General features: G+C 38.8%; 24 protein-coding genes. 10 read left to right on the forward strand and 14 right to left on the reverse strand.

Annotated elements, in window-relative coordinates; translation table 11 throughout:
• The first annotated feature begins 49 nt into the window (after positions 1–49).
• Both HYG79_RS03265 and yihA read left to right on the forward strand, forming a co-directional pair.
• A complete protein-coding gene (locus tag HYG79_RS03265) occupies positions 50–814 on the forward strand; it encodes an alpha/beta fold hydrolase (RefSeq protein ID WP_179240737.1) in 765 nt (254 codons plus the stop codon).
• 10 nt (positions 815–824) lie between these two features.
• Complete coding sequence (gene yihA / locus HYG79_RS03270) at positions 825–1,451, forward strand: ribosome biogenesis GTP-binding protein YihA/YsxC (RefSeq protein WP_179240738.1); 627 nt, start codon at positions 825–827, stop codon at positions 1,449–1,451.
• Here the strand turns inward: yihA and HYG79_RS03275 are convergent.
• Positions 1,444–1,824, reverse strand: coding sequence for a GTPase (locus HYG79_RS03275; RefSeq protein ID WP_179240739.1), 381 nt, complete (start codon positions 1,822–1,824; stop codon positions 1,444–1,446). The two genes, yihA and HYG79_RS03275, sit on opposite strands and share 8 nt — an antisense overlap.
• Positions 1,825–1,964: 140 nt before the next feature.
• Between HYG79_RS03275 and bla the strand changes: the two genes are divergently transcribed.
• Positions 1,965–2,705 (forward strand): subclass B1 metallo-beta-lactamase, encoded by a 741-nt coding sequence (gene bla / locus HYG79_RS03280; RefSeq protein ID WP_179240740.1) that lies wholly within the window; start codon positions 1,965–1,967, stop codon positions 2,703–2,705.
• Positions 2,706–2,753: 48 nt separating this feature from the next.
• Positions 2,754–3,149: a response regulator gene (locus HYG79_RS03285; RefSeq protein ID WP_179240741.1), complete on the forward strand. Its 396-nt coding sequence runs from the start codon at positions 2,754–2,756 to the stop codon at positions 3,147–3,149.
• Between the two features lies 1 nt (position 3,150).
• On the opposite strand, the gene gldC is transcribed toward HYG79_RS03285, so the two are convergent.
• Both gldC and gldB read right to left on the reverse strand, forming a co-directional pair.
• Positions 3,151–3,486 (reverse strand): gliding motility protein GldC, encoded by a 336-nt coding sequence (gene gldC, locus HYG79_RS03290; protein ID WP_179240742.1) that lies wholly within the window; start codon positions 3,484–3,486, stop codon positions 3,151–3,153.
• The gene (gene gldB, locus HYG79_RS03295) at positions 3,487–4,449 is read right to left on the reverse strand and encodes a gliding motility lipoprotein GldB (protein WP_179240743.1); all 963 of its coding nucleotides are present in this window, start codon (positions 4,447–4,449) and stop codon (positions 3,487–3,489) included.
• Between the two features lie 91 nt (positions 4,450–4,540).
• Here gldB and nadE point away from each other — a divergent pair, with 91 nt between their 5' ends.
• The gene (gene nadE, locus HYG79_RS03300; RefSeq protein WP_179240744.1) at positions 4,541–5,329 is read left to right on the forward strand and encodes an NAD(+) synthase; all 789 of its coding nucleotides are present in this window, start codon (positions 4,541–4,543) and stop codon (positions 5,327–5,329) included.
• 166 nt (positions 5,330–5,495) lie between these two features.
• Positions 5,496–6,125, forward strand: a complete 630-nt coding sequence (locus tag HYG79_RS03305; RefSeq protein ID WP_179240745.1) for a response regulator — start codon at positions 5,496–5,498, stop codon at positions 6,123–6,125.
• A gap of 52 nt (positions 6,126–6,177) precedes the next feature.
• On the opposite strand, the gene dnaG is transcribed toward HYG79_RS03305, so the two are convergent.
• Complete coding sequence (dnaG, locus tag HYG79_RS03310) at positions 6,178–8,163, reverse strand: DNA primase (RefSeq protein WP_179240746.1); 1,986 nt, start codon at positions 8,161–8,163, stop codon at positions 6,178–6,180.
• A 184-nt stretch (positions 8,164–8,347) separates the two neighbouring features.
• On the opposite strand from dnaG, the gene HYG79_RS03315 reads away from it, so the two are divergent.
• The 4 genes from HYG79_RS03315 to HYG79_RS03330 all read left to right on the forward strand — a co-directional run bounded on the left by HYG79_RS03315 (position 8,348) and on the right by HYG79_RS03330 (position 10,708).
• Positions 8,348–8,776, forward strand: coding sequence for a hypothetical protein (locus HYG79_RS03315; protein WP_179240747.1), 429 nt, complete (start codon positions 8,348–8,350; stop codon positions 8,774–8,776).
• A gap of 32 nt (positions 8,777–8,808) precedes the next feature.
• Positions 8,809–9,414, forward strand: a complete 606-nt coding sequence (locus HYG79_RS03320) for an SIMPL domain-containing protein (RefSeq protein WP_179240748.1) — start codon at positions 8,809–8,811, stop codon at positions 9,412–9,414.
• A gap of 138 nt (positions 9,415–9,552) precedes the next feature.
• The gene (locus HYG79_RS03325) at positions 9,553–10,428 is read left to right on the forward strand and encodes a DUF4846 domain-containing protein (RefSeq protein WP_179240749.1); all 876 of its coding nucleotides are present in this window, start codon (positions 9,553–9,555) and stop codon (positions 10,426–10,428) included.
• Positions 10,429–10,456: 28 nt separating this feature from the next.
• Complete coding sequence (locus tag HYG79_RS03330) at positions 10,457–10,708, forward strand: zinc-ribbon domain-containing protein (protein WP_179240750.1); 252 nt, start codon at positions 10,457–10,459, stop codon at positions 10,706–10,708.
• Positions 10,709–10,715: 7 nt separating this feature from the next.
• Here HYG79_RS03330 and HYG79_RS03335 read toward each other — a convergent pair whose 3' ends face one another.
• From HYG79_RS03335 to HYG79_RS03380, 10 genes are all read right to left on the reverse strand, one after another.
• On the reverse strand, positions 10,716–11,582 hold the full coding sequence (locus tag HYG79_RS03335) for a DUF5694 domain-containing protein (RefSeq protein WP_179240751.1): 867 nt from the start codon (positions 11,580–11,582) through the stop codon (positions 10,716–10,718).
• 29 nt (positions 11,583–11,611) lie between these two features.
• On the reverse strand, positions 11,612–12,694 hold the full coding sequence (locus HYG79_RS03340) for a porin family protein (protein ID WP_179240752.1): 1,083 nt from the start codon (positions 12,692–12,694) through the stop codon (positions 11,612–11,614).
• A gap of 92 nt (positions 12,695–12,786) precedes the next feature.
• Positions 12,787–13,527, reverse strand: coding sequence for a hypothetical protein (locus HYG79_RS03345; RefSeq protein WP_179240753.1), 741 nt, complete (start codon positions 13,525–13,527; stop codon positions 12,787–12,789).
• Positions 13,514–14,077 carry an RNA polymerase sigma factor gene (locus tag HYG79_RS03350; RefSeq protein WP_179240754.1) on the reverse strand — a complete coding sequence of 188 codons (564 nt, stop codon included), beginning with the start codon at positions 14,075–14,077 and terminating at the stop codon, positions 13,514–13,516. The genes HYG79_RS03345 and HYG79_RS03350 overlap by 14 nt, the downstream gene beginning before the upstream one ends.
• 114 nt (positions 14,078–14,191) lie before the next feature.
• Complete coding sequence (locus HYG79_RS03355) at positions 14,192–15,169, reverse strand: polyprenyl synthetase family protein (protein ID WP_179240755.1); 978 nt, start codon at positions 15,167–15,169, stop codon at positions 14,192–14,194.
• A 102-nt stretch (positions 15,170–15,271) separates the two neighbouring features.
• Positions 15,272–16,315: a 23S rRNA (adenine(2503)-C(2))-methyltransferase RlmN gene (gene rlmN, locus HYG79_RS03360; RefSeq protein ID WP_179240756.1), complete on the reverse strand. Its 1,044-nt coding sequence runs from the start codon at positions 16,313–16,315 to the stop codon at positions 15,272–15,274.
• A gap of 99 nt (positions 16,316–16,414) precedes the next feature.
• The gene (gene queA, locus HYG79_RS03365) at positions 16,415–17,464 is read right to left on the reverse strand and encodes a tRNA preQ1(34) S-adenosylmethionine ribosyltransferase-isomerase QueA (RefSeq protein ID WP_179240757.1); all 1,050 of its coding nucleotides are present in this window, start codon (positions 17,462–17,464) and stop codon (positions 16,415–16,417) included.
• Between the two features lie 87 nt (positions 17,465–17,551).
• On the reverse strand, positions 17,552–18,781 hold the full coding sequence (gene aroA / locus HYG79_RS03370) for a 3-phosphoshikimate 1-carboxyvinyltransferase (protein ID WP_179240758.1): 1,230 nt from the start codon (positions 18,779–18,781) through the stop codon (positions 17,552–17,554).
• Positions 18,782–18,930: 149 nt separating this feature from the next.
• The gene (locus HYG79_RS03375; protein WP_179240759.1) at positions 18,931–19,263 is read right to left on the reverse strand and encodes a nucleotide pyrophosphohydrolase; all 333 of its coding nucleotides are present in this window, start codon (positions 19,261–19,263) and stop codon (positions 18,931–18,933) included.
• Positions 19,264–19,266: 3 nt separating this feature from the next.
• A complete protein-coding gene (locus HYG79_RS03380) occupies positions 19,267–21,285 on the reverse strand; it encodes a DUF3857 domain-containing protein (protein WP_179240760.1) in 2,019 nt (672 codons plus the stop codon).
• Positions 21,286–21,308 lie beyond the last annotated feature (23 nt).

Raw genomic sequence — 21,308 nt, forward strand, 5'->3', positions numbered from 1 at the left:
ATTATTTGGAAATGTCTATATTTGCGATTGTTGAGCAGAAGAATCCTGAATGGAAGAAAAGATTATTACCGACGGTAAGTACAAGTATATTGAGATAGGGGAAGGCACACCTATCATTATTTTGCACGGGCTTATGGGCGGATTGAGTAATTTTCAAGGTGTAGCGCACCATTTTCCCGAAAAAGGCTATAAAGTCTTGATTCCCGAACTTCCCATTTACGATATGCCCATGCTCAGGACAAACGTAAAGAGCTTTGCAAAATTCTTGGAACGCTTCATAGAGTTCAAGGGATTGAAAGATGTTATTCTTTTGGGCAATTCGTTAGGCGGCCATATTGGGCTTTTACACACCAAACTGTACCCAGAAATGGTAAAAGCCCTTGTAATTACCGGTAGTTCTGGGCTTTACGAAAGTGCCATGGGCGACGGTTTCCCCAGAAGGGGCGATTATGAATTCATAAAAAAGAAAGCCCAAGATGTTTTTTATGATCCGGCCGTGGCCACCAAGGAAATCGTTGATGAAGTGTTTGCAACGGTAAATGACCGTATGAAATTGGTAAAAACACTAGCAATAGCCAAAAGTGCCATTAGGCATAACATGTCAAAAGACCTTCCGAAAATGAAAACGCCCACTTGTATAATATGGGGCGAAGATGATAATGTTACCCCGCCAAAAGTGGCTACCGAGTTTCATGAGCTATTGCCCGATTCAGATTTGTTCTGGATAAAAAAATGTGGTCACGCCCCCATGATGGAGCATCCCGACGAATTCAACGCTATTTTGGATACTTGGCTAGAAAAGCGGAATTTCTAAAATCTTACAGATGAAAATAAAGTCTGCCGACTTTGTAATCAGTAATTCGGACGTATCCAAATGTCCAAAAGAACCATTGCCTGAATACGCCTTTATTGGCCGATCCAACGTAGGGAAATCTTCCCTGATCAATATGCTCATGGAGCGCAAAAACTTGGCAAAAACATCAGGGCGTCCCGGAAAAACCCAGTTGATAAACCATTTTAAAGTGAACAATAATTGGTTTTTGGTAGATTTACCAGGATATGGCTATGCACGGGTATCCAAAAAAGACAAAAAAACTTTTCAAAAATACATTACCAATTATTTTGAACAGCGCGAACAACTGGTTTGCTCTTTTGTACTGGTAGATATTAGACACGAACCCCAGAAAATAGACATGGAGTTTATGGAATGGATGGGAGAAAACGGCATTCCTTTTTGTATAGTTTTCACCAAGGCCGACAAGCTAAAACCAAAGGCTATCGAGAAGAATGTTGGGGCTTACCTTCAAAAGCTATTGGAAGACGCCTGGGAAGAAACACCACGGCATTTTGTAACATCGAGCAACAATTCGTTTGGGCGTGAGGAACTGCTTTCTTTCATAGATATCATAAATACTGATTTTAAAAAGGAGAACCAAGGGGATTTTACGTGACGCGCCGAAATAATTCTAGCCTCTCACCAATCAGTGCGATAAGCTCCTCAGCATTTTTTAAAGCATTCAACTCATCGGTTTTTATAAAAACTTCCAAGTCGGTTTTTGTTTCTGTCAAGACAATGGGAAAGGTATATTTATACCCAAACTTGGATTTATGGGATTTTGCAAATTCATCTTTATGTAAGAATTCCATTTTCAAATCAGTGTTTTTCCGAAATTTTTTCCAAACAAGGTTTTCGGTAAAGACCCCATAGGTAATATCACAAAGGCTGCATTCATATGTTTTGGGGCTAAATATTTTATGGGCGCTGTCTACAATAGTATTTTGTAAACCAGAATTTGCATTGTAAATAAAAACAAGTTTTTGCATGGTGTTATTCTTTTGATGATATCGTATGATCCAAAAGCAAGCGAAAAAGGTTAAATCTGCATTTCAACGCTAGTGCGAGAGTACTTTAAATCCCGATTATTGAGTAAAGTTATATATTTATTGAATGAACAATCGATAAAATGAAGAAGAACCAACTATTTATATATATCGTTTTCATCCTGTTTCAGATACAATGTAAGTCAACACAAAAACAAATAACTTACAGCTCGGATACACTACAAATATTACCCGCTTCCCCAAATAGTTTTATCCATATTTCTTATTTGAATACCGATGATTTTGGCAGAGTAGCCTGCAATGGGCTATTGTTCATAAACGATGGCGAGGTGGCCATTTTTGACACCCCAACAAATGAAACTGCCACAGCAGAATTACTGGATTGGATACAAAATGATTTAAAATGCACCGTTTCTGCCGTTGTCATCAATCATTTTCATGAAGATTGTCTGGGAGGCCTCAACACCTTCAGCAAACAAGGTATTCCCTCATTTGCCAGCGCCAAAACCATAACACTCGCCAAAGAACAAGGTTGGCCAATACCCGAGATAGCTTTTGAAAATAGTATGGAAATCGAAATAGGCTCTTCAAAAATCATGAACAAGTTTTTTGGCGAGGCACACACAAAAGATAATATTGTAAGCTATATTCCTGACGAAAATCTATTGTTTGCAGGTTGTATGGTAAAATCGATCGGTGCCACAAAAGGATATTTGGGTGATGCCAATACCCATACATGGAGCAAAACAATATCAAAAGTCAAAGAAGCTTATCCAGACCTAAAATTTGTTATTCCGGGCCATGAAAAACATGGAGGTAGCGAATTATTGGATTACACCATAGATCTTTTCAAAAAACAATAAAATACCGTTCCTTTACTATGATTTTAATCTCTACATTTGCCAAATCGCATGAAACCGATAATCTACATTATAGACGATAATCTGGTGTCGCAATTTGCAACGCGAATTGTTATGGAGCAATCCCAAATCCCATGCACGGTATCTTGTTTTGATGATGGCGAAGCCGCATTCAACGCATTAAACGCCGCTTTTACCAACAATAGCGATATTCCGGATATTCTTTTGTTGGATTTGAACATGCCCAAAATGGATGGATGGGAATTTCTGGAAAAATTCAAGGCATTGGAATATGATACCGATAAAATAGAAATATTCATCATATCATCGTTTACCAACTCCCAAGATAGAAATAAAACACAGGAAAATCCCCATGTTGCCGGTTATTTTGAAAAACCTTTGTCTAAGGGCAACCTGGATAAAATCCTACTTTCCAAAACACGGTAGATTATTCCTTTAGATTGAGCTTATCGGCGAAGTACTCGCAAAAATCCTTCATGGTAGCCGTCATTTTTTCATCTTGCGTTGCTTTCATGAACGTGTCGGACAAGGAAACCAGTGTTTGATGAAAAAATATTTTCATCTCGTCAACGGGCATGTCCTTGGTCCATAGGTCTATTTTGAGCGATTCTTTGTTTTTGCTGTCCCAAACCGACAACAACATGGCTTTTGCCTCTTCATGGTCTATACCACCATCTTGTGCGGACCAATGCAGTGTTTCTGGAACACGATTGTCATCCAACCCGACTTTTAATGTTATTTCCGATTCGTGGAGCTTTGCCATTTATTTTTTTGGTTTATAGTTACTTTTCTTGAAAATTTCTTCAGCGGACAAATTCAACAGTTGATCTAGGGAAATCGAGTTTTTTTCCATGAAGGAACGAACTATCTGCCACCCTATGTATTGTCCCAATCTACCGGGCGATTCGTTGTCCAGTTCCAACCCGAACTTGGAAAAGGGGGCTTCTTCCAAAAAGCGAAGTGCCAACTTATTATCCGTATTGTACAAATGTTCCTGTTCAATAAAATTACGCCATATGGGCTCTTCGTTCTCTTGCGCCCAACGTATTTCGTCCTCTGTATAGCCTATTTTTTGGTCATCGGTAGCCAAAGGCATCAACTTATCCTTAAGGTATAATTTTTTACCATAGTATATCATTTGGGAAACAAATGAGCGTTCACGGGAACGTAGCACCACTTTTTCCGCAAACGCATCGGCAACATCGCTTACCAAATATTTTTTGTCCATTCGTTTGGCGATATACCTTTGGATACCTTGGTAAAATTTATGGTCGGCCCCTAAATAATTATCCAAGTTTATAAGGAGCAAGGAATCGGTGAGTATTATTTTTTGATTATAATCTACGTCCGAAGCCAGCGTTACCACTTTGGGAACAGAATATTTGGGAAAGAAATACTTTATGTGTTTAAAAAACAGTTCCAAATCTTCTATTTCATCATCAAAATCGTTAAATGCGTTCAGTGCAGCCTCTGAAAGCTCAATCTGGATGGTATCCTTAAGTTTGGCTACCCAAATACTATCGGAATATTGGGCAGGGAAAAGATAAGGATATGCTTTTTTAAGAACAGGAATATCCAAAGGCCCGGCATTGGCAAATTCCTTATCAAAACGTTTTACGTTCAGGTCCAAATTAATTTCTTTCACCTTGTTCAAGACTTTATCCGTGTCAGAACATGAAAAAAACAATACTAAAATCGATAATACAACAAAAATTGGCCTTGCCATCTAAACTTATTTGTTCAACGTTTTTGTTTTAAACTTCTACGCTTTATTTTTACTGAAACAAAGTTAATTGTTTTCCAGAAGTAGACCTCGTATGCATACAGAAAAAGTAACCCAGTATATAGTAGACTGGCTTAGTGACTATGCCGTTAAGGCCAATATCAAAGGTTTTACCATAGGAATATCGGGTGGAATAGATTCTGCCGTGACATCTACCCTATGCGCCAAAACGGGATTATCGCTTTTATGCCTTGAAATGCCCATTCACCAAGCAAAAAACCAAGTTACCAGGGCCGACCGCCACATAGATTGGTTACAGGAGAACTTTCCCAATGTGAGCAGGCAACCGGTAAACCTAACGCCCGTATTTGACAGTTTTGTTGCGGCATTACCCCCTGTTGAAAAAGAGGAGGAACGCTTTATGTCCTTAGCTAATACACGAGCCAGGCTGCGTATGACCACCTTGTACTATTTTGCCGCACTAAAAGGCTACTTGGTCGCGGGAACAGGAAACAAGGTAGAGGATTTTGGTGTCGGGTTTTATACCAAATATGGTGACGGCGGTGTAGATTTGAGCCCTATTGCAGATTTATTAAAAAGCGAAGTATACGAAATAGGTAAATTTTTAGGCGTTAACGATGAAATCATCAAAGCCGCTCCAACAGATGGCCTTTGGGGAGACGACAGGACCGATGAAGACCAAATAGGCGCCTCTTACCCAGAATTGGAATGGGCCATGCAAATGCAGGACGAAGGACGTACCGAAGCAGATTTTGACGGAAGACAAAAAGAGGTATTTACGATCTATCGAAAATTTAATACCGCTAATCGGCATAAAATGATACCTATTCCCGTTTGCGAAATTCCAAAAACGTTAAAATAACATCTTAACTATTAATAAGGTCTTTAAATCGAATATATATCATAAAATATGGTCGATACCGCAAAAAAATCGAATTTTGTCTAACGAATTAGATAATTTAACCTTACATTGCATGTCAGTATTTATATATGCACCACTCTAAAATTATCAAGAAACATAACTCAAAATGATCAAAGTTTTAATTGCGGACAATCACCCGGTTGTTCGTCTCGGAATTAAGCAAGTTATTGAATCGGCAAAGGATTGTGAAGTAATAGATACTGCTTCTACAACAGAAGAATTGCTCAAAAAGCTAGAAAAGATCACTCCGGATGTTGTAATGCTTGAGATGGATATTCCCGAAATAAACGGTATAGCTACTCTAAGAAAGATCAAACAAGAATATCCCGATGTCAAGGTATTGATGTACAGCGGTCAATCCGAAGACGTTTACGCATTGAGCACAATTCGCGCCGGTGCATTTGGGTATCTTTCAAAAACCGCTGATTTGGACTATATCATATCCGGTATACGAAAAGTGGCCGAAGGCAATATGTTCATTACCAATGAGCTGGCACAACGCTTAGCCTTTGACGAGGGGACTCAAAAACCAAGACGTTTCTTTAGAAAATTGTCCAGTAGAGAAGTAGAGGTACTTAAGCTATTGGCGAGCGGTAAGCGCAACAAAGATGTTGCCGCAGGCCTTAATCTTAACGAGAAGACCGTTAGCACCTACAAAGCCCGCTTGATGAAAAAATTGAATGTTGATAATTTGGTAGACCTGTTGCAACAGGCAAAAGCATTGGAATTGTATTAATTCAACTATAATAACCAACTAAGAAGCTCCGCACCTAGCGGAGTTTCTTGTTTTAGGAAAGCACTCTGTTCAATTTTTTGTTCAACAAAGCGTTCAACTGCAGATAATTCATTATTTCTTCCAAGGTTTCGGAGTTGTCGTCACTTTTTTCTTCAGTATTTTTTTGTAGGTTCTCGATACGTCTCTTGATCAAAAAACACCGTAATGTGAGTATAGTCTCCCCGACCAGTTGCGCTACGTTGCTACCTTTTTCTTTTGGATAAATATCCTTGCTCTCCCAATTGTGCAGCACATACTTCTCATCCTCCATTAAGATAGATGAAACCTCTGTGACGGTTTCCTGATCTAAATCCGTCATAAAGGAATTTATGGAAAATGTATCGGTGTCCGCCCCGTTCAGCCGTTCTATCAATTTGTAATAAATATCCCTAAATTTTTCATTGGCCAATTCTATTTCATCTTCCTGGAGGTCTAAATATATTTTTTCAAAAACCTTGGCCTTAATAGATTCGGGTTCTAACACCAAATCCCCGTTATCATTTTCCTTAAGTACCAAATCCTCAAACTGTTGTTGTTCCATACCGTACAACAGTAGAATTTCAATTATTTTTCGTTCTAAAACATATTGAACATCCACTTTTTCATGTACTACATCATTTTTGACAACATCAAAAGCTTTTTGTTCCTGTTTTGCCCTTTTTGCGGCATCGGCTACCTCTTTTTTTCCAATTTGTGCCAGGGTACTAAAGAGTACCCCCTCCGAAACGTTCATAATTTGGGCACATTCCTGAATATAAATTTCCCTTTTGATGGCATCCGGTATTTTGGAAATACTATTTACGATGTCCCTTACCGTATCGGCACGCTTAATGGGATCATTGGCGGCCTCTTGGGCCAGAAGATTGGCTTTGAATTGTATAAAGTCTTTTGCGTGCTCTTGTAGATATAGCACTACATCTTCATAATCGTTGTTCTTGGCAAAGCTATCCGGGTCTTCACCTTCGGGAAAGCTGCATACCTTAACGTTCATTCCTTGCTCCAAAATCAAATCTATACCACGCAAAGATGCTCGAAGTCCGGCAGCATCGCCGTCGAATAAAACAGTAATGTTCTTTGTCAACCTATTGATGAGCCTTATCTGTTCCGGAGTCAATGCGGTACCACTGGAGGACACTACATTTTGGACGCCTCTTTGATAGAACTGAATGACATCGGTATATCCCTCTACCAAAAAACAATTATCCTCTTTCGCAATAGACTGTTTTGCGTAGAAAATACCGTACAGGACTTTACTCTTATGATAAATATCGCTTTCCGGGGAATTTAGATACTTCGCCGCTTTTTTATCGTTTGTCAATATCCTACCTCCAAAACCAAGCACACGACCGCTCATGGAATGTATGGGGAACATGACCCTGCCCTTGAACCTATCGAATTTTCGTGAATTATTCGGATTGGTCGCATCTTCCTTAACAATGGTCAAGCCGGTTTGTTCCAAATATTTAAGAAGATATCCCTTATCCAATGCAGCACTTGTAAAACCGTCCCATTGATCCAAACAGTATCCTAATCCGAATTTCTTTATAGTTTCGTCGGTAAAGCCACGTTCTTTGAAATAACTAAGGCCAATAGCCTTTCCAAGCTCGTTTTTCCACAGTATCTCCGAAAAATGTTGCTGCGCGAATTCAGAAACCAAATACATACTTTCCCGCTCGTTTGCCTGCTCTTTTTCCTCATTTGACCGCTCGGTCTCCTCAATCTCGATATTGTATTTTTTGGCCAAATATTTTATGGCTTCGGGATATGTAAAATGCTCATGCTCCATTAAAAAAGCGATGACATTCCCTCCTTTGCCGCTACTGAAATCTTTCCATATCTGCTTTACCGGTGACACCATAAAACTAGGTGTGCGCTCATCGCTGAATGGGCTTAGCCCCTTAAAATTGGATCCCGACTTCTTCAACTGTACAAAATCCCCGATGACCTCCTCTAAACGGGCGGTCTCGTAAACTTGATCTATGGTAGTTTTTGAAATCAAAGGATAATGGGTCTATATATTAAAGTGAAAGTAAATATAAGCCAATTCAATCCTTTAGAAAAGCTTATCCCCATTTTCAGGGAGTTCACTTTCACTACAGCAAGGGTAAATTCAAGTGGCCTATTATGACATCTTTGTACCATAGAATTTTAAACCCGATTACTAACCTTAAAAAACGAAAATTATGATCTGGGGAATTTCATTGATATTGTTAAGTCTTATTGCGGTACCATCATTGATACTTGCTAAAAAACCAAATGCCAAAGAACTTTTGGCCAAAGTAGAACCTTACCAGGGCTGGATAGGTCTTGTATTTTGCTTTTGGGGCGTTTGGGGCATTATTACGGCCATTTTAAACTTGGGTTGGTTGACTTCCGCCCCCATCTGGTGGATTACCTTGTTGGCAGGCAACGTTGTTTCGGCAGCACTAGGGTTTATGCTGGGTTTTGGTATGATCAACAAATTGTTTCTTTCCAAAAACGAGGAAGCCAAGGCAAAAGCAGAAAAGTTACGTGAGAAGATAGCTCCAAAGCAAGGTAAATTAGGTGTTTTAGGGCTTGCCGTAGGCGCATGGATGATCGTAGCCTCTTTTATATTCGCTGCAGGTTTGTAAATTTATCTTTTTAAACCAAAAAAACAGTAAACATGAAAAAAGTTGTATTAGGAATCGCCTTAGTGCTATTCTCGTTGGGAGTATCTGCCCAAAATTATCAAAACAATATTACGGTAAATGGTACGCACAAGTACACTGTGACACCGCAATACATGGCCAAAATGATCGTGAGTCTCAATAACGTTTATTATGATGCACAAACGGTAACGTTATCTGAAATCAAATCCAGCTACATGGACAAGTTGGCCAAAGCAGGAATCAGTAGCGACAGATTAAAAGAAAATAAGTTACAGTATGCTTTGATGGGTTATGAAAAAGAAGGGACTGTCTTTGAGTTCAAAACCAATTCCATTGAGGAAATGCAGACCTTTTTGACCACAAAATCAATGGGAGTGTCCAAATCGGATTCCAATATGGAGGCCGTATTGACCGATGCTCAGGTTGCAGAGTATGCCAAAGCTGCTTTTGACAATGCAAAGGCCAAAGCAGAGGCCATCGCCAAAAAAATTGGCCGTAAAATCGGCAAGGCCATTTATATAAGTGATACAAACAACAAAAAAGTATATGAATCACTGTACTACGGTAATGTGGGTACGGAAAAGGAATACTATGTCTCGGTTTCATTTGAACTATTATAAAACAATTTAGTTGGTTGTTTGTGAAGGGCTTTTGTTTGCTTCTAGTTTCATGTCCATGTAATCTAGACCGTAAACAAGGCTCTTCTTTTTTAACAGGGTACGAATACCTTTTTGATACTATTTTTCTAATTTCATCCTATGAACAAATCATTTGCCTTTTCCTTTTTCTTGTTACTTATACTTTACGCCTGTGGACAAAATACATCCTACAGAAACACTATTGACAATACTACCGCGCCCGATGCTATACAAAGTAAAATTGATGTCGACGAAAACACCATAGCTACAAGATTTTTAGTGCCCGAAGGTTTTGAAAGGACAAAAACGGACAGTACATCGTTCGCAAACTACTTGAGAAACCTGCCGTTGAAACCCGATGGCCATTTGGTCAAATATTATAACGGACAAACCAAGCCCAATGAAAATGTATATGCGGCGGTCGTAAATTTACCGATTGGCAAAAGGGATTTACACCAGTGCGCCGATGCCGTAATGCGTTTAAGGGCCGAGTATCTCTATGAACAGGAAAGATATGGGGATATACACTTTAATTTTACCAATGGATTCAAAGCCGATTATGCGACTTGGCGAAAAGGAAACCGGATAGCCGTAAACGGAAACAAGGTCAAATGGGTAGCAAGAACCGAAGTCTCCGATTCCTATACCAATTTTTGGAAATACTTGGAGATGGTATTTAGCTATGCGGGCACTGCATCATTGGAAAAAGAACTCAATGCCGTTGTTGTCGGCAAGATGCAAATAGGTGATGTTTTTATAAGGGGTGGTTTTCCAGGCCATGCAGTCATCGTGGTAGATATGGCCAAGAACAATAAGACGGGGGAAAGTATATTTCTTTTGGCACAAAGCTATATGCCCGCCCAAGAAATCCAGATTTTGAACAACCCTAACAATGGCAAATCAAACCCTTGGTACCGTGTTTCACAAATCGATACCGAGCTCCGAACCCCCGAGTGGGTCTTTACTAAAAACAGCCTTAAAAGATTTACCGATTAATTATCTTTATCAAAATAAAGATGTATTTATGATACTCTTCTTTGGCACACGACCCGGGAAAACAGAAATCAAGAAACTACCAAATGTTGCCTGCCCGTATTGTGACCTAAAAGGCACGCTTACCGCATCAAAGTCGAGCAATTGGTTTCATCTATTTTGGATAAAGCTCTTTAAAATATCAACACAAGCGATTGCCGAATGTTCACACTGCAAGCGAACGTATTATGAAAACGAGTTTACGAAAGAGATGGATTTGGCCATTAAAGAAACAAGCAATTGAACATCCTTTATTCCAGCAGGGATTTTAATTGCACTATTTTCCAATTTTCTTGTTGATCAATAATCTGTTCAAGTTTTGCCGCATGACTTGCCCCTACCAGCACCATAATACGCTTATCTTTTTCGTTCACGTTTTTTAAGATCAAAGACCACATATACAGGTTTCTTTTATACCATTCAGATGTTAAAAAAGGGCCTATAAAGTTATCTTTCTTCCCGACCTGTAACGGTATTTCATCATGAAACTCATTGCTCATGTTTCTAATAGAGTTGGAGTTCAAATAATAGGTCAAGTCTACCAATGAGATACCCGCCTCTATTTTGCTATCAAATCCCAAAGTAAAAATTTCCACAAAATCCTCAATTTTGGATTGAAGCCCTATCTGTTTGTTTTCTTGTATAACGGTCATAACACTATCAAATGGAAACTGGGTATCGCCATAATCTATGCCAATGACTTGGTTCAAATCATTTTTATGTGCCGTTCTGAAAGCCAATTGAAATATCTCGTTCTTTTTATAGAATTCGCTTAAGCTATCTTGGGAGAAATATTTTCCGTTTTGGTATAACCCATAAAGGGAATCCAACTCAACTTGCTCGTCATAATCCCATTCAACAAAAATTTTGGACGGACCGAATTCCTTTATCTTAGATGCAATAAACTCCAGTTCCTTTTGGGACTTATCGTTTAGAATATCGAACGATTTGGTTTTGACAACATCGGCTCCCGGATTATTGTAATGAAAAGTTCCTATCAATAATACCTCTGGTAGATCCGCACCCACGTCATTTGGTTCAATGCCACTGTTTGGATTTTGTTTGCAAGCCGTTGCCAAGCAAACAAATAGGACAAACACTGCTTTTATTTTATACATTTGAGCTGCATTAAAATTATGTGTGCGTTTTATAAATCAAACCTTAGTCCCAAGGAAATATTTCTTTGCTCAACCACTGCATCCCTAAAAATAGGGTTCAGGTCATATTTCGCATAAAGCAATACCCCGTCATACCCAACATAGGCACTAAGACCGTAGACAAAATCGCTGGTATTGTAACCACGCTTTAGCTTGTCCTTTACATTATCGCCATTTCGGTCATATTTTAATTTTTGACGTGTCCCCAAGTTAAATCCACCATAACCACCGACCCCGATCCTAAAATTGTCCTTTAGGGAATACCTAATCTTATTTTCGGTCTTACGTAGTTTGGATGGTCCAAACTCAAAATGCACGGGGAAAACCAGATTGTCCATTCTAAGTTTTGATTTTCGCAAATCAAACTCAAATTCCTGAAGTTCGGTCTGTCCGTTTTCGGCTGCAACAAAATATTGATTGCCTTTGGGTTTTAGACCGTTGAACTGAAAAGAAAAACCATAATTAAAGCGCATGAAATTACTGTTCTTAAAAACGCGTGTGCGCCATTGCCAGCCCATTTCAAAAAATCGACTGCCACCTACCTTATACGGGGTATCTTCTAAAGATTGCCCTTCAATAATGGCGTTGTTCAGACCAACGGCGATCACAAGATCCGAATATGTTCTGCGATCGTATTTTATGTCATATTTGCGTTCTTTGTTGACCCATTTTATGCCAAAAAGTTTCTCCTCACCATCATTGCTTCCGAAATCGATTTCTATTTTGGACACATCATCTGACTCCAATTCAACCAACTCATTACCGTTTCGTTGTAACAATTCTATTTTATTGTTCACTATGGCCAAACGGTTTTCTATGTTCAATGCTCTTTTTTTAGCAGCTGTTTCTTTTAAGGTTTTTGCTTCATCCGGACTAATTTGACCGTCTTCCAAGCGTTCGTTAATGCCTTCTACCTCAATTTTGAGGGCATTTTTTTCTTGCTCGGTAATTTTGGTCTTTAATTCTTCAAGTACTTCAATTTTACTTTTAACTTTTTTGCTCTCTTGACTTGAAACGGTCTGCACTAGCAAAGCGCAAAACAATACCGTAGTGTACAACGTAATTTTTTTCATGATGATTTGATTTTTGATGATTGATGAATAAACCCCTCCCTGCTCCATTGGTTTTTGGATGGAGAACTTCGACTTGTTATAAATGTTTAAGGTTAATTGTTACGGTCGGCAACGGCCGTTCTTACTTTAAAGAAACCTGTTTTTAATTTTTCGAAAATTTGGTCCCTGAACGATTGGTCTATCTCGCTTTCCACATCTGAAAGCAAAGCCATGGCGTCAACCTTATTAGTATCCCTGAACAACTTATTCGTAAGGATTTCTTTTTGTGCTTGCCTTAGAAGGGAATCTACTTCGGCATCGGTCAAGGTTTCGTTATTTTGCTCCATACTATTAGCTTGCGCCAAGACTTCTACTAGCTTCTTCTCGATAATTTTTTCCGGAGTATCGAACACTTTTTGAACCTTATCCTCAATAATACCTCTTTGAGCATTCCCTGCCAGATTCTCCTCCCTTCTATCTAATTGGGGAGCGATGGTTTCCTTCTCAACATACTTTATTGATTTAGGTGCTTCAGCGTACTTATCTCCACTCTTACCCTCTAAAACAGGAAGTGCTTTTTTATCGTCTTCTTGCTTTTCACCTTTCTGCTCTGTATTGACTATCACTTTATCATTTTTAATTTTCAACGGGTTTTTAGATTTAAAGAACAGAATGGAAACAAGTAAAAGGCCAATAAAACCGGCAGCGATACCATACCAGAAAAAAGATGACCTTTTCTGCTTTACGGGTGTTTCCAATTTTTCGGAAATTCGCTCCCAAGCCGATAGCGAGGGTTTTATTTCCCTTTCCTGTAATTTATCCTTTATATGCTCCTCAAACTTAATGGGTGCCATAGCCTAAAATATTTTGTTCCTTTAATTTTTCCTGCAAGATTCGCCTTGCTTTGAACAGCTGCGATTTTGATGTACTCTCAGTGATATTCAACATTTCAGCAATCTCGGCATGTTTATACCCTTCTACCGCATATAGCACAAAAACCATTTTGTAACCTTCGGGCAAAGCATCAATCAGTTTTTGTATATGCGCCACATCCAAACTAGAAGAAATAGAAATGCTATCGGCATTGCTACGCTCATAGACATCGTCATCAAAGACTACAAACTGTTTTTTTCTGAGGTAGGTAATGCTTTCCCGAATCATTATCCGCCTGATCCAACCTTCAAAACTGCCTTGGTGCTTAAAACTCGCCAAGTGCTTAAAGACCTTTACAAAACCGTTGATCATTACATCCTCCGCAAATTGAACATCTTTTACATACTGTCTACAAACACCTAACATTTTCGGGGCATGTTTCTCGTATAGATAATGTTGCGCCTCTCTATTCCCCTCAACCGACTTTTTAATCAGTTGCTTTTCGTTTTTGTAAAAAGGTATAATTTTCAAAATCCAGTGGTTGTTCTCTATAGTTATAGACGACTGCTTTTTAAATAAGGTTGCCCGATAATGTGTTTTTTTATGAGAAAAAATATATCTACCTGAAATTCAAAAACATAGATATCACTTTTTCCTATCTACCACGTAGTTGACCATTAATTTTAGGGAATCTTTGTATTCGGAAGTGGGATAAGCGTCCAAAAGCGACAATGCCTCATCTTTAAAGGCTTGCATTTTCTTTTCCGCATAGGTGAGTCCGCCTTTTTCTTTTACAAATGCGATGACTTCCTTAACGCGTTTTTTATCCTTATTGTAATTTTTAATTGAATTGATGAGCCATTTTTTTTCATTCTTGGAGCATACATTCAAAACATATATCAACGGAAGGGTCATCTTCTGTTCCTTTATATCGATTCCCGTTGGTTTGCCGATTTTGGCCTCACCATAATCAAAAAGATCGTCTTTTATTTGAAAGGCCATTCCTATGAGTTCCCCGAATTTTCGAAAGGTTTCCACATCTTCAGAATCCGGTTTTACCGAACATGCCCCTAAACTACAGCATGCAGCGATGAGGGTAGCCGTTTTTTGGCGGATAATGTCGTAGTATACCTCTTCGGTAATATCTAAACGTCTTGCCTTTTCAATCTGCAACAATTCGCCCTCGCTCATTTCCCGGACGGCGACAGAAATTATCCTGAGCAAATCAAAATCCCCATTATCTATAGAGAGGAGCAATCCCTTTGAAAGCAAATAATCCCCGACCAAAACGGCAATCTTGTTTTTCCATAATGCATTAATGGAGAAAAAACCACGCCGCTTGTTACTTTCATCCACTACGTCATCATGTACCAAGGTAGCGGTGTGGATCAACTCAATCACCGATGCCCCGCGATAGGTACGTTCATTCACTTCCCCATTGTTCAAAAGTTTCGCCGTTAAAAAGACGAACATGGGCCGCATCTGTTTGCCCTTACGGTTAACGATGTAGTATGTGATACGGTTTAAAAGGGCGACCTGTGAGGACATAGAGTCTTGGAACTTTGTTTCAAAAAGTTCCATCTCTTGATTAATGGGCTCCTTTATTTGGGCTACAATTTTCAAATGCTAGCGTATGTATCGATTGTTTGGCTCGATAGGGTAAAATTAAGGAAAATAAAAGGGGAATATGTTAATTCTGCTTCTAGAATAAAGAATTCCAATGGATTATGATTTATTCGCCAATTGGCCGCACGCCGCATCAATATCCTTACCACGGGAGCGACGCACCGTTACCACGATGCCGTTGCGTTCCAGTGTATCAACGTACATATCTATTGCTGTATTGGATGCTTGTTGAAACGCCCCATCATCAATCGGGTTATACTCTATTAGGTTTACTTTTGATGGAGCGAATTTACAAAAATCGACTAATGCGTCCACATCTTTTCGGGTGTCGTTTATGCCCTTCCAAACCACATATTCATACGTAATCCTACTTTTGGTCTTGCTATACCAATACTCCAGTGACGCCCTCAAATCGGTCAATGTAAAGTTGGCGTTAAAAGGCATTATAGAAGTCCTGATATTATCGATGGCCGAATGGAGTGATACCGCCAATTTAAACTTCACTTCCTCGTCGGCCATTTTCCGTATCATTTTGGGAACACCAGATGTAGAAACGGTAATGCGTTTGGGAGACATGCCCAGACCCTCTGAAGATGTTATTTTATCAATGGCCTTTAAAACATTGTTATAGTTCATTAACGGTTCGCCCATGCCCATAAAAACTATATTGCTCAAAGGCCTATCAAAATACAGTCGGCTTTCATTGTCAATGGCAACTACTTGATCGTAAATTTCATCGGGATTTAGATTACGCATTCGCTTTAAACGGGCGGTAGCACAAAATTTGCAATCCAAACTGCAACCTACTTGACTTGAAACGCAGGCAGTGGTCCTCGTCTTTGTGGGTATTAAAACAGATTCTACTATCAAATCATCATGTAAACGAACGGCATTCTTTATGGTACCGTCCTTACTGCGCTGCATTTGGTCGACCTTAATATGGTTGATGACAAAATTATCCTCTAACTGTTGTCTGGTCTGTTTAGAAATGTTGGTCATGGCGTCAAACGAATGGGCAGACTTCTGCCACAACCATTCATATACTTGATTGCCCCGAAAAGCCTTGTCCCCTTGACTTAGAAAAAAGTCACGAAGCTGGTCTTTGGTAAGTGCCCTGATATCTTTTTTCTTTGTTTGTACCATTGTTCAGAATATATATTAAAAATCCCGCTTTGTCATACACGGATAAAGCGGGATTTTGAACTTTCGTTCAAAAGAAAATTAAGAAATTTAACCTACTGACTATATGATGAGCATAGCATCACCATAGGAGTAGAATTTATACTGTTCCAAAATAGCTTCCTTATAGGCTTTTTTCATTAAATCGTGACCCGCAAAAGCCGATATCATCATCATTAAGGTAGATTTTGGCAAATGAAAATTGGTAACCATGGCATTAGCTATGCTAAAATCATACGGGGGAAATATAAATTTATTGGTCCAACCGTTGAACGTGTTCAACATGTGGTCAGATGACACGGCACTTTCCAAACCACGCATGGCAGTAGTGCCTACGGCACAAATTCTTTTCTTACGCCTTTTGGCGTTGTTAACGATTTCAGTCGCTTTTTCATCTATAATGAGTTCTTCACTGTCCATTTTATGCTTGGAAAGATCCTCAACCTCAACCGGATTAAAAGTACCCAAACCAACATGTAGCGTAACTTCGGCAAAATCAACACCTTTGATTTCCAACCGCTTCAACAAGTGTTTTGAAAAGTGGAGTCCGGCCGTGGGGGCTGCTACGGCACCTTCATGTTTTGCGTAAATGGTCTGGTAGCGATCCTCATCCTCTGGTTCTACATCTCTTTTTATGTACTTGGGCAATGGTGTTTCTCCCAGTTCCCTTAATTTTCTTCTAAAATCGATGTAAGAACCGTCGTATAAAAATCGGAGTGTTCTACCTCTTGAAGTCGTATTATCAATAACCTCTGCCACCAAGGTCTCATCGTCGCCAAAGTACAATTTATTCCCTATTCGTATTTTACGTGCCGGATCTACCAAAACGTCCCATAGGCGTTGCTCTTCGTTTAGCTCGCGTAGCAAGAAAACTTCGATTCTTGCACCGGTTTTTTCTTTGTTACCGTACAACCTTGCCGGAAAAACCTTGGTATTGTTCAGCACCATTACATCGTCCTCTTCAAAATAATCTATAAGGTCCTTGAACATTTTATGCTCAATTTTACCGGTTTCCCTATGAACGACCATAAGTCTGGATTCATCACGGTTTTCGGCCGGATATTCTGCCAATAAATCTTTAGGAAGCTCAAAATTGAAGTGCGATAGTTTCATATAATGCTGTAGTGTTAAATGTTTTGCGGCTGCAAATATACAATCCCGAGATAGGGGTTGTCAAGTAAATGACCGATTAAAATCAGATTAGACTTGTTTTATGTGGAATTGAAGTTTTTGCAAATCGTTCCAAAAGTCGGGATATGATTTTGAAACCACCTCTGCATCGTTTACATAGAGCGAGGTTTTCATGGCCAAAGGTGCAAATGCCATTGCCATTCTGTGATCATTATAGGTATTTATCGCTATATCCGGGTTAATGTGTTTTGATGGCTCCAGGGTCAAATCTTTGTCCGTTACCGAAATAACGGCACCTAGTTTGGACAACTCGGTATAAAGTGCCTCTAGCCTATCCGTTTCTTTTATTTTCAACGTATGCAACCCTGTTAAATGACAGCCCAGTCCCAAACCAAAGCACGTAACAGCTATTGTTTGTGCGATATCGGGGGCGTTTTCCAGTTGGCAGTTGATTTTTGATGGTCTGCTGACAGCCGTTTTTTTCAAAAAAATCTTGTTGTCGGCAAACTTGGTCTGTACACCAAACGCCTCATAAATTTCAACAAGAACGCTATCGCCCTGCAAGCTATTTTGTTTGTAGGACGATAAAGTGATTTCAGTCCCTACCTTGGAAAGTGCCACAAGACTATAAAAATAAGAAGCAGAACTCCAGTCAGATTCCACGGTTACGGTTTTGGAATCTACCGATGTTTTGGGAAACACTTTGATCTGGTTTCCCTTAAACGATGACCTTACACCAATTTCGGTCAATAGGGCCAAAGTCATTTTAATGTACGGGACGGAAGTTATCTTACCTACAAGTTCCAACTCCAAACCGTTTTCCAAACTGGGCGCAATCAGCAGCAAAGAAGAAATATATTGACTGCTGATATTTGCCGGAAGGCTGACTTTATTCTCGGTAAGTTTTTTACCGTTTACCTTTATCGGAGGATATCCTTCCTTTGCCGCATAAACAATATCCGCACCTAAATCCCGTAACGCATCGACCAATATTTTTATGGGACGCTGCGTCATTCGTTTTGAACCGGTCAATGTAACCGATTTGCCTTCTTGAGCCGCAAAATAGCCTGTTAAAAAACGCATGGCCGTTCCCGCATGATGAATATCAACGACACCATTAGAGATTGCCAGTCCTTTTTGCATGACCACAGCATCATCGGAATTGGAGATATTCTTGATTTTTATGTTCGGAAACAGTGCCTGCAACAACAAAAGCCGATTGGACTCACTTTTGGAACCCGTAATTCCGATTTCATGTTGTAAAAGGATATCGGTAGCAGTGGATAGATGTAACTTCAACGGTAAATTGATTTAAAATAAGCAATAAAGATAGGGTTATTTCATGTGTTTACTTTTTTTGAATGGCCGTAGCCGTATTGATTCGGCAGAGATGTGCGATTTTCTATGATTTGAGTAATCGTTTCGCCATTTTCAAAAATTTACTTTGATCAATCCGGTTTCAACTTCTCATTATTATGGTGCCTATCGTGATCGCGATCCGTTTTCAGTTTTAATTTTTTATCAAAGGAAGCCTGTAAGTCTACTCCCGTTTGGTTGGCCAAACATAGTACCACAAAAAGAACATCGGCCAGCTCTTCGCCTAAATCCTTTTCTTTATCGGAGGGTTTCTCGCTCTGCTCCCCATATCTGCGCGCAATGATACGGGCCACCTCCCCTACCTCTTCGGTAAGTTGGGCCATATTGGTCAACTCGTTGAAATACCTGACCCCATGTTCTTTTATCCAATTATCTACCGTTTGTTGTGCTGTAGCAATACTCATAAACTATATTTTACTCAAAACTACTTTTTCGGTTTCTTTTTCCACTATTTTTTTATAAAATTCTTTCAGGGAAGCATACCCATGTACTGGAATCACAGCTTGGTTAAGTTTAGTGTCTACGACAACCTGAAGCATATTGGTTTTCTCTATAATTTGGTACGTAAACATCCCCATATTTTCAGGAAGCATAACTTTTGTGTTTTCTGGCATGGAACTTACCTTATACCCTACTGGAATTTTGATGTTCACCGTGTATTTTTCCTCCCACGGAAAAACAAAATCAATTGGATAATTTCTTTCCTCCAATTTAAAAGGGTTTTCATTTTCGGTATGGAAAAAAAGTGGAGAAAAGAATATTTTTTCTCCAATAACATCGGCTTGAGACTCTACATAAAAATCAAAAGTCTCGATTATAGATTTCCCCAAGACTTCCTTGTTGTCAATTGCATAATTAGAAATTTCCATACCATTATTGCGATTTTCCTTTTTTTCCAAATAACTGTCCTCACTGATATCTTTATTATTATTTCTAAAGAGATATGCATTATAAAATGTAAGTATTTCTCTTTGCTTACCTTCCAGATTTCCATTATCCTTTAAAGTAACGCTCATAGCGGTAATTCTTTTCGAGGGCTTTTTGGGAACTAATGGTACAATTAATGATGAACCGTCTTCATCGATAACCCGCCCAGACCAATTTATGGTCCTAATCGGTAATAAATTAGGTTCGGTGTATTTGTTGCAAGCATCCAACAACATGTTTTTGCCATTATATTCTACCATAGCCAAAACATAGTTGAAACCCTCTCTTGTGGGGAAAAGTGGCACCCCATTATCACGTGTGCTCGTTAGTACAGGGTTAGCCTTAAATCCTGCTTCTTTTAGCATTGCTACCAGCATCAAATTAATATCCGCAGTACTTCCCGTTCTTTTTTTATATGCTTCTTTAACACCTTCATCGGTATACTTTCCGATATAACCGTTCCAATTCATATGGCTTTTCACATAAGAGAATATTGCGTTTATTTTCTCCCCGTTATCCGAATATTGTGCTAAAACAGTTTCCAAATCATCTTTGAAATATTTAGTTGTATGTAGTTGTTTCCCGAAATTATCACTATCGTATATAGTTTTTACAACCTTCTCCCAATTGGTTGTATAACTTTTTCCGCTACTATTTGGGAATTTCACATATTGTATCTCGTAATTAATACTTGACCTATAATTGTTCATGTTATTTACATAAGGCTCGTCTTTTAACGCAGGTACATCAACCATTAGGATTTCTGTAACATTCTCGGTATAATCTATACTATTCGAACTGAACGAACTAGTAGTGGCTCCAAACCCATTTTGTTCCCTTGATTTGGTTTGAAAATTTATCTTTCCCTGTTTAATGCTATTTTTTGGCATTACAGATAGATAACCTTTCATATTGGTCTTAAATGAATAATATTCAGGAATTACAATTCTAATTTCTTGTTTTGATATTGGAATATCGTATTGTAAAACAATCTCGTCGATAGAATACGAAAATGGAGATACAATTTTGTATTGATATTCAATCACGCTACCTTCTTTTACATTGGGCATTGTAAACTTTTCCTCTTTGTAATATTTGGAGGTTTTTTCACTAAAAGCATCAGAGCTTTTTAGTTTGGATTTAACAATTTCATTACCTTCCCAATTATATGTATATGCCTTTAACCCAGAAAAAGATTCATTATCCTTATTCGATAGATAAAGCTTTTCCTCAACTGTGGCATAGTCAAACCCATTTTTATCATAGATTTTTACACGCTCATGTATTTCGGTGATTATTTGAAACCCTGATGATTTCACGTAATCATATGAAACGGAAACATTTCTATATAAAACTGCTGCTACAGCAGAGGAATCTTTTTTATAAAACTTCTCAAGAAGTTCTTCTTTTGATACTTTTCCAAATTTGTGATTTTGCCCAACCACTAAAAAGGTAAAGAATAAAAAAGGCATATATAAAATTTCTTTATATTTCATCATAACTATATTCTCGTTTTTTGGTT

It is taken from the genome of Costertonia aggregata (assembly GCF_013402795.1).
Lineage (GTDB): Bacteria > Bacteroidota > Bacteroidia > Flavobacteriales > Flavobacteriaceae > Costertonia > Costertonia aggregata.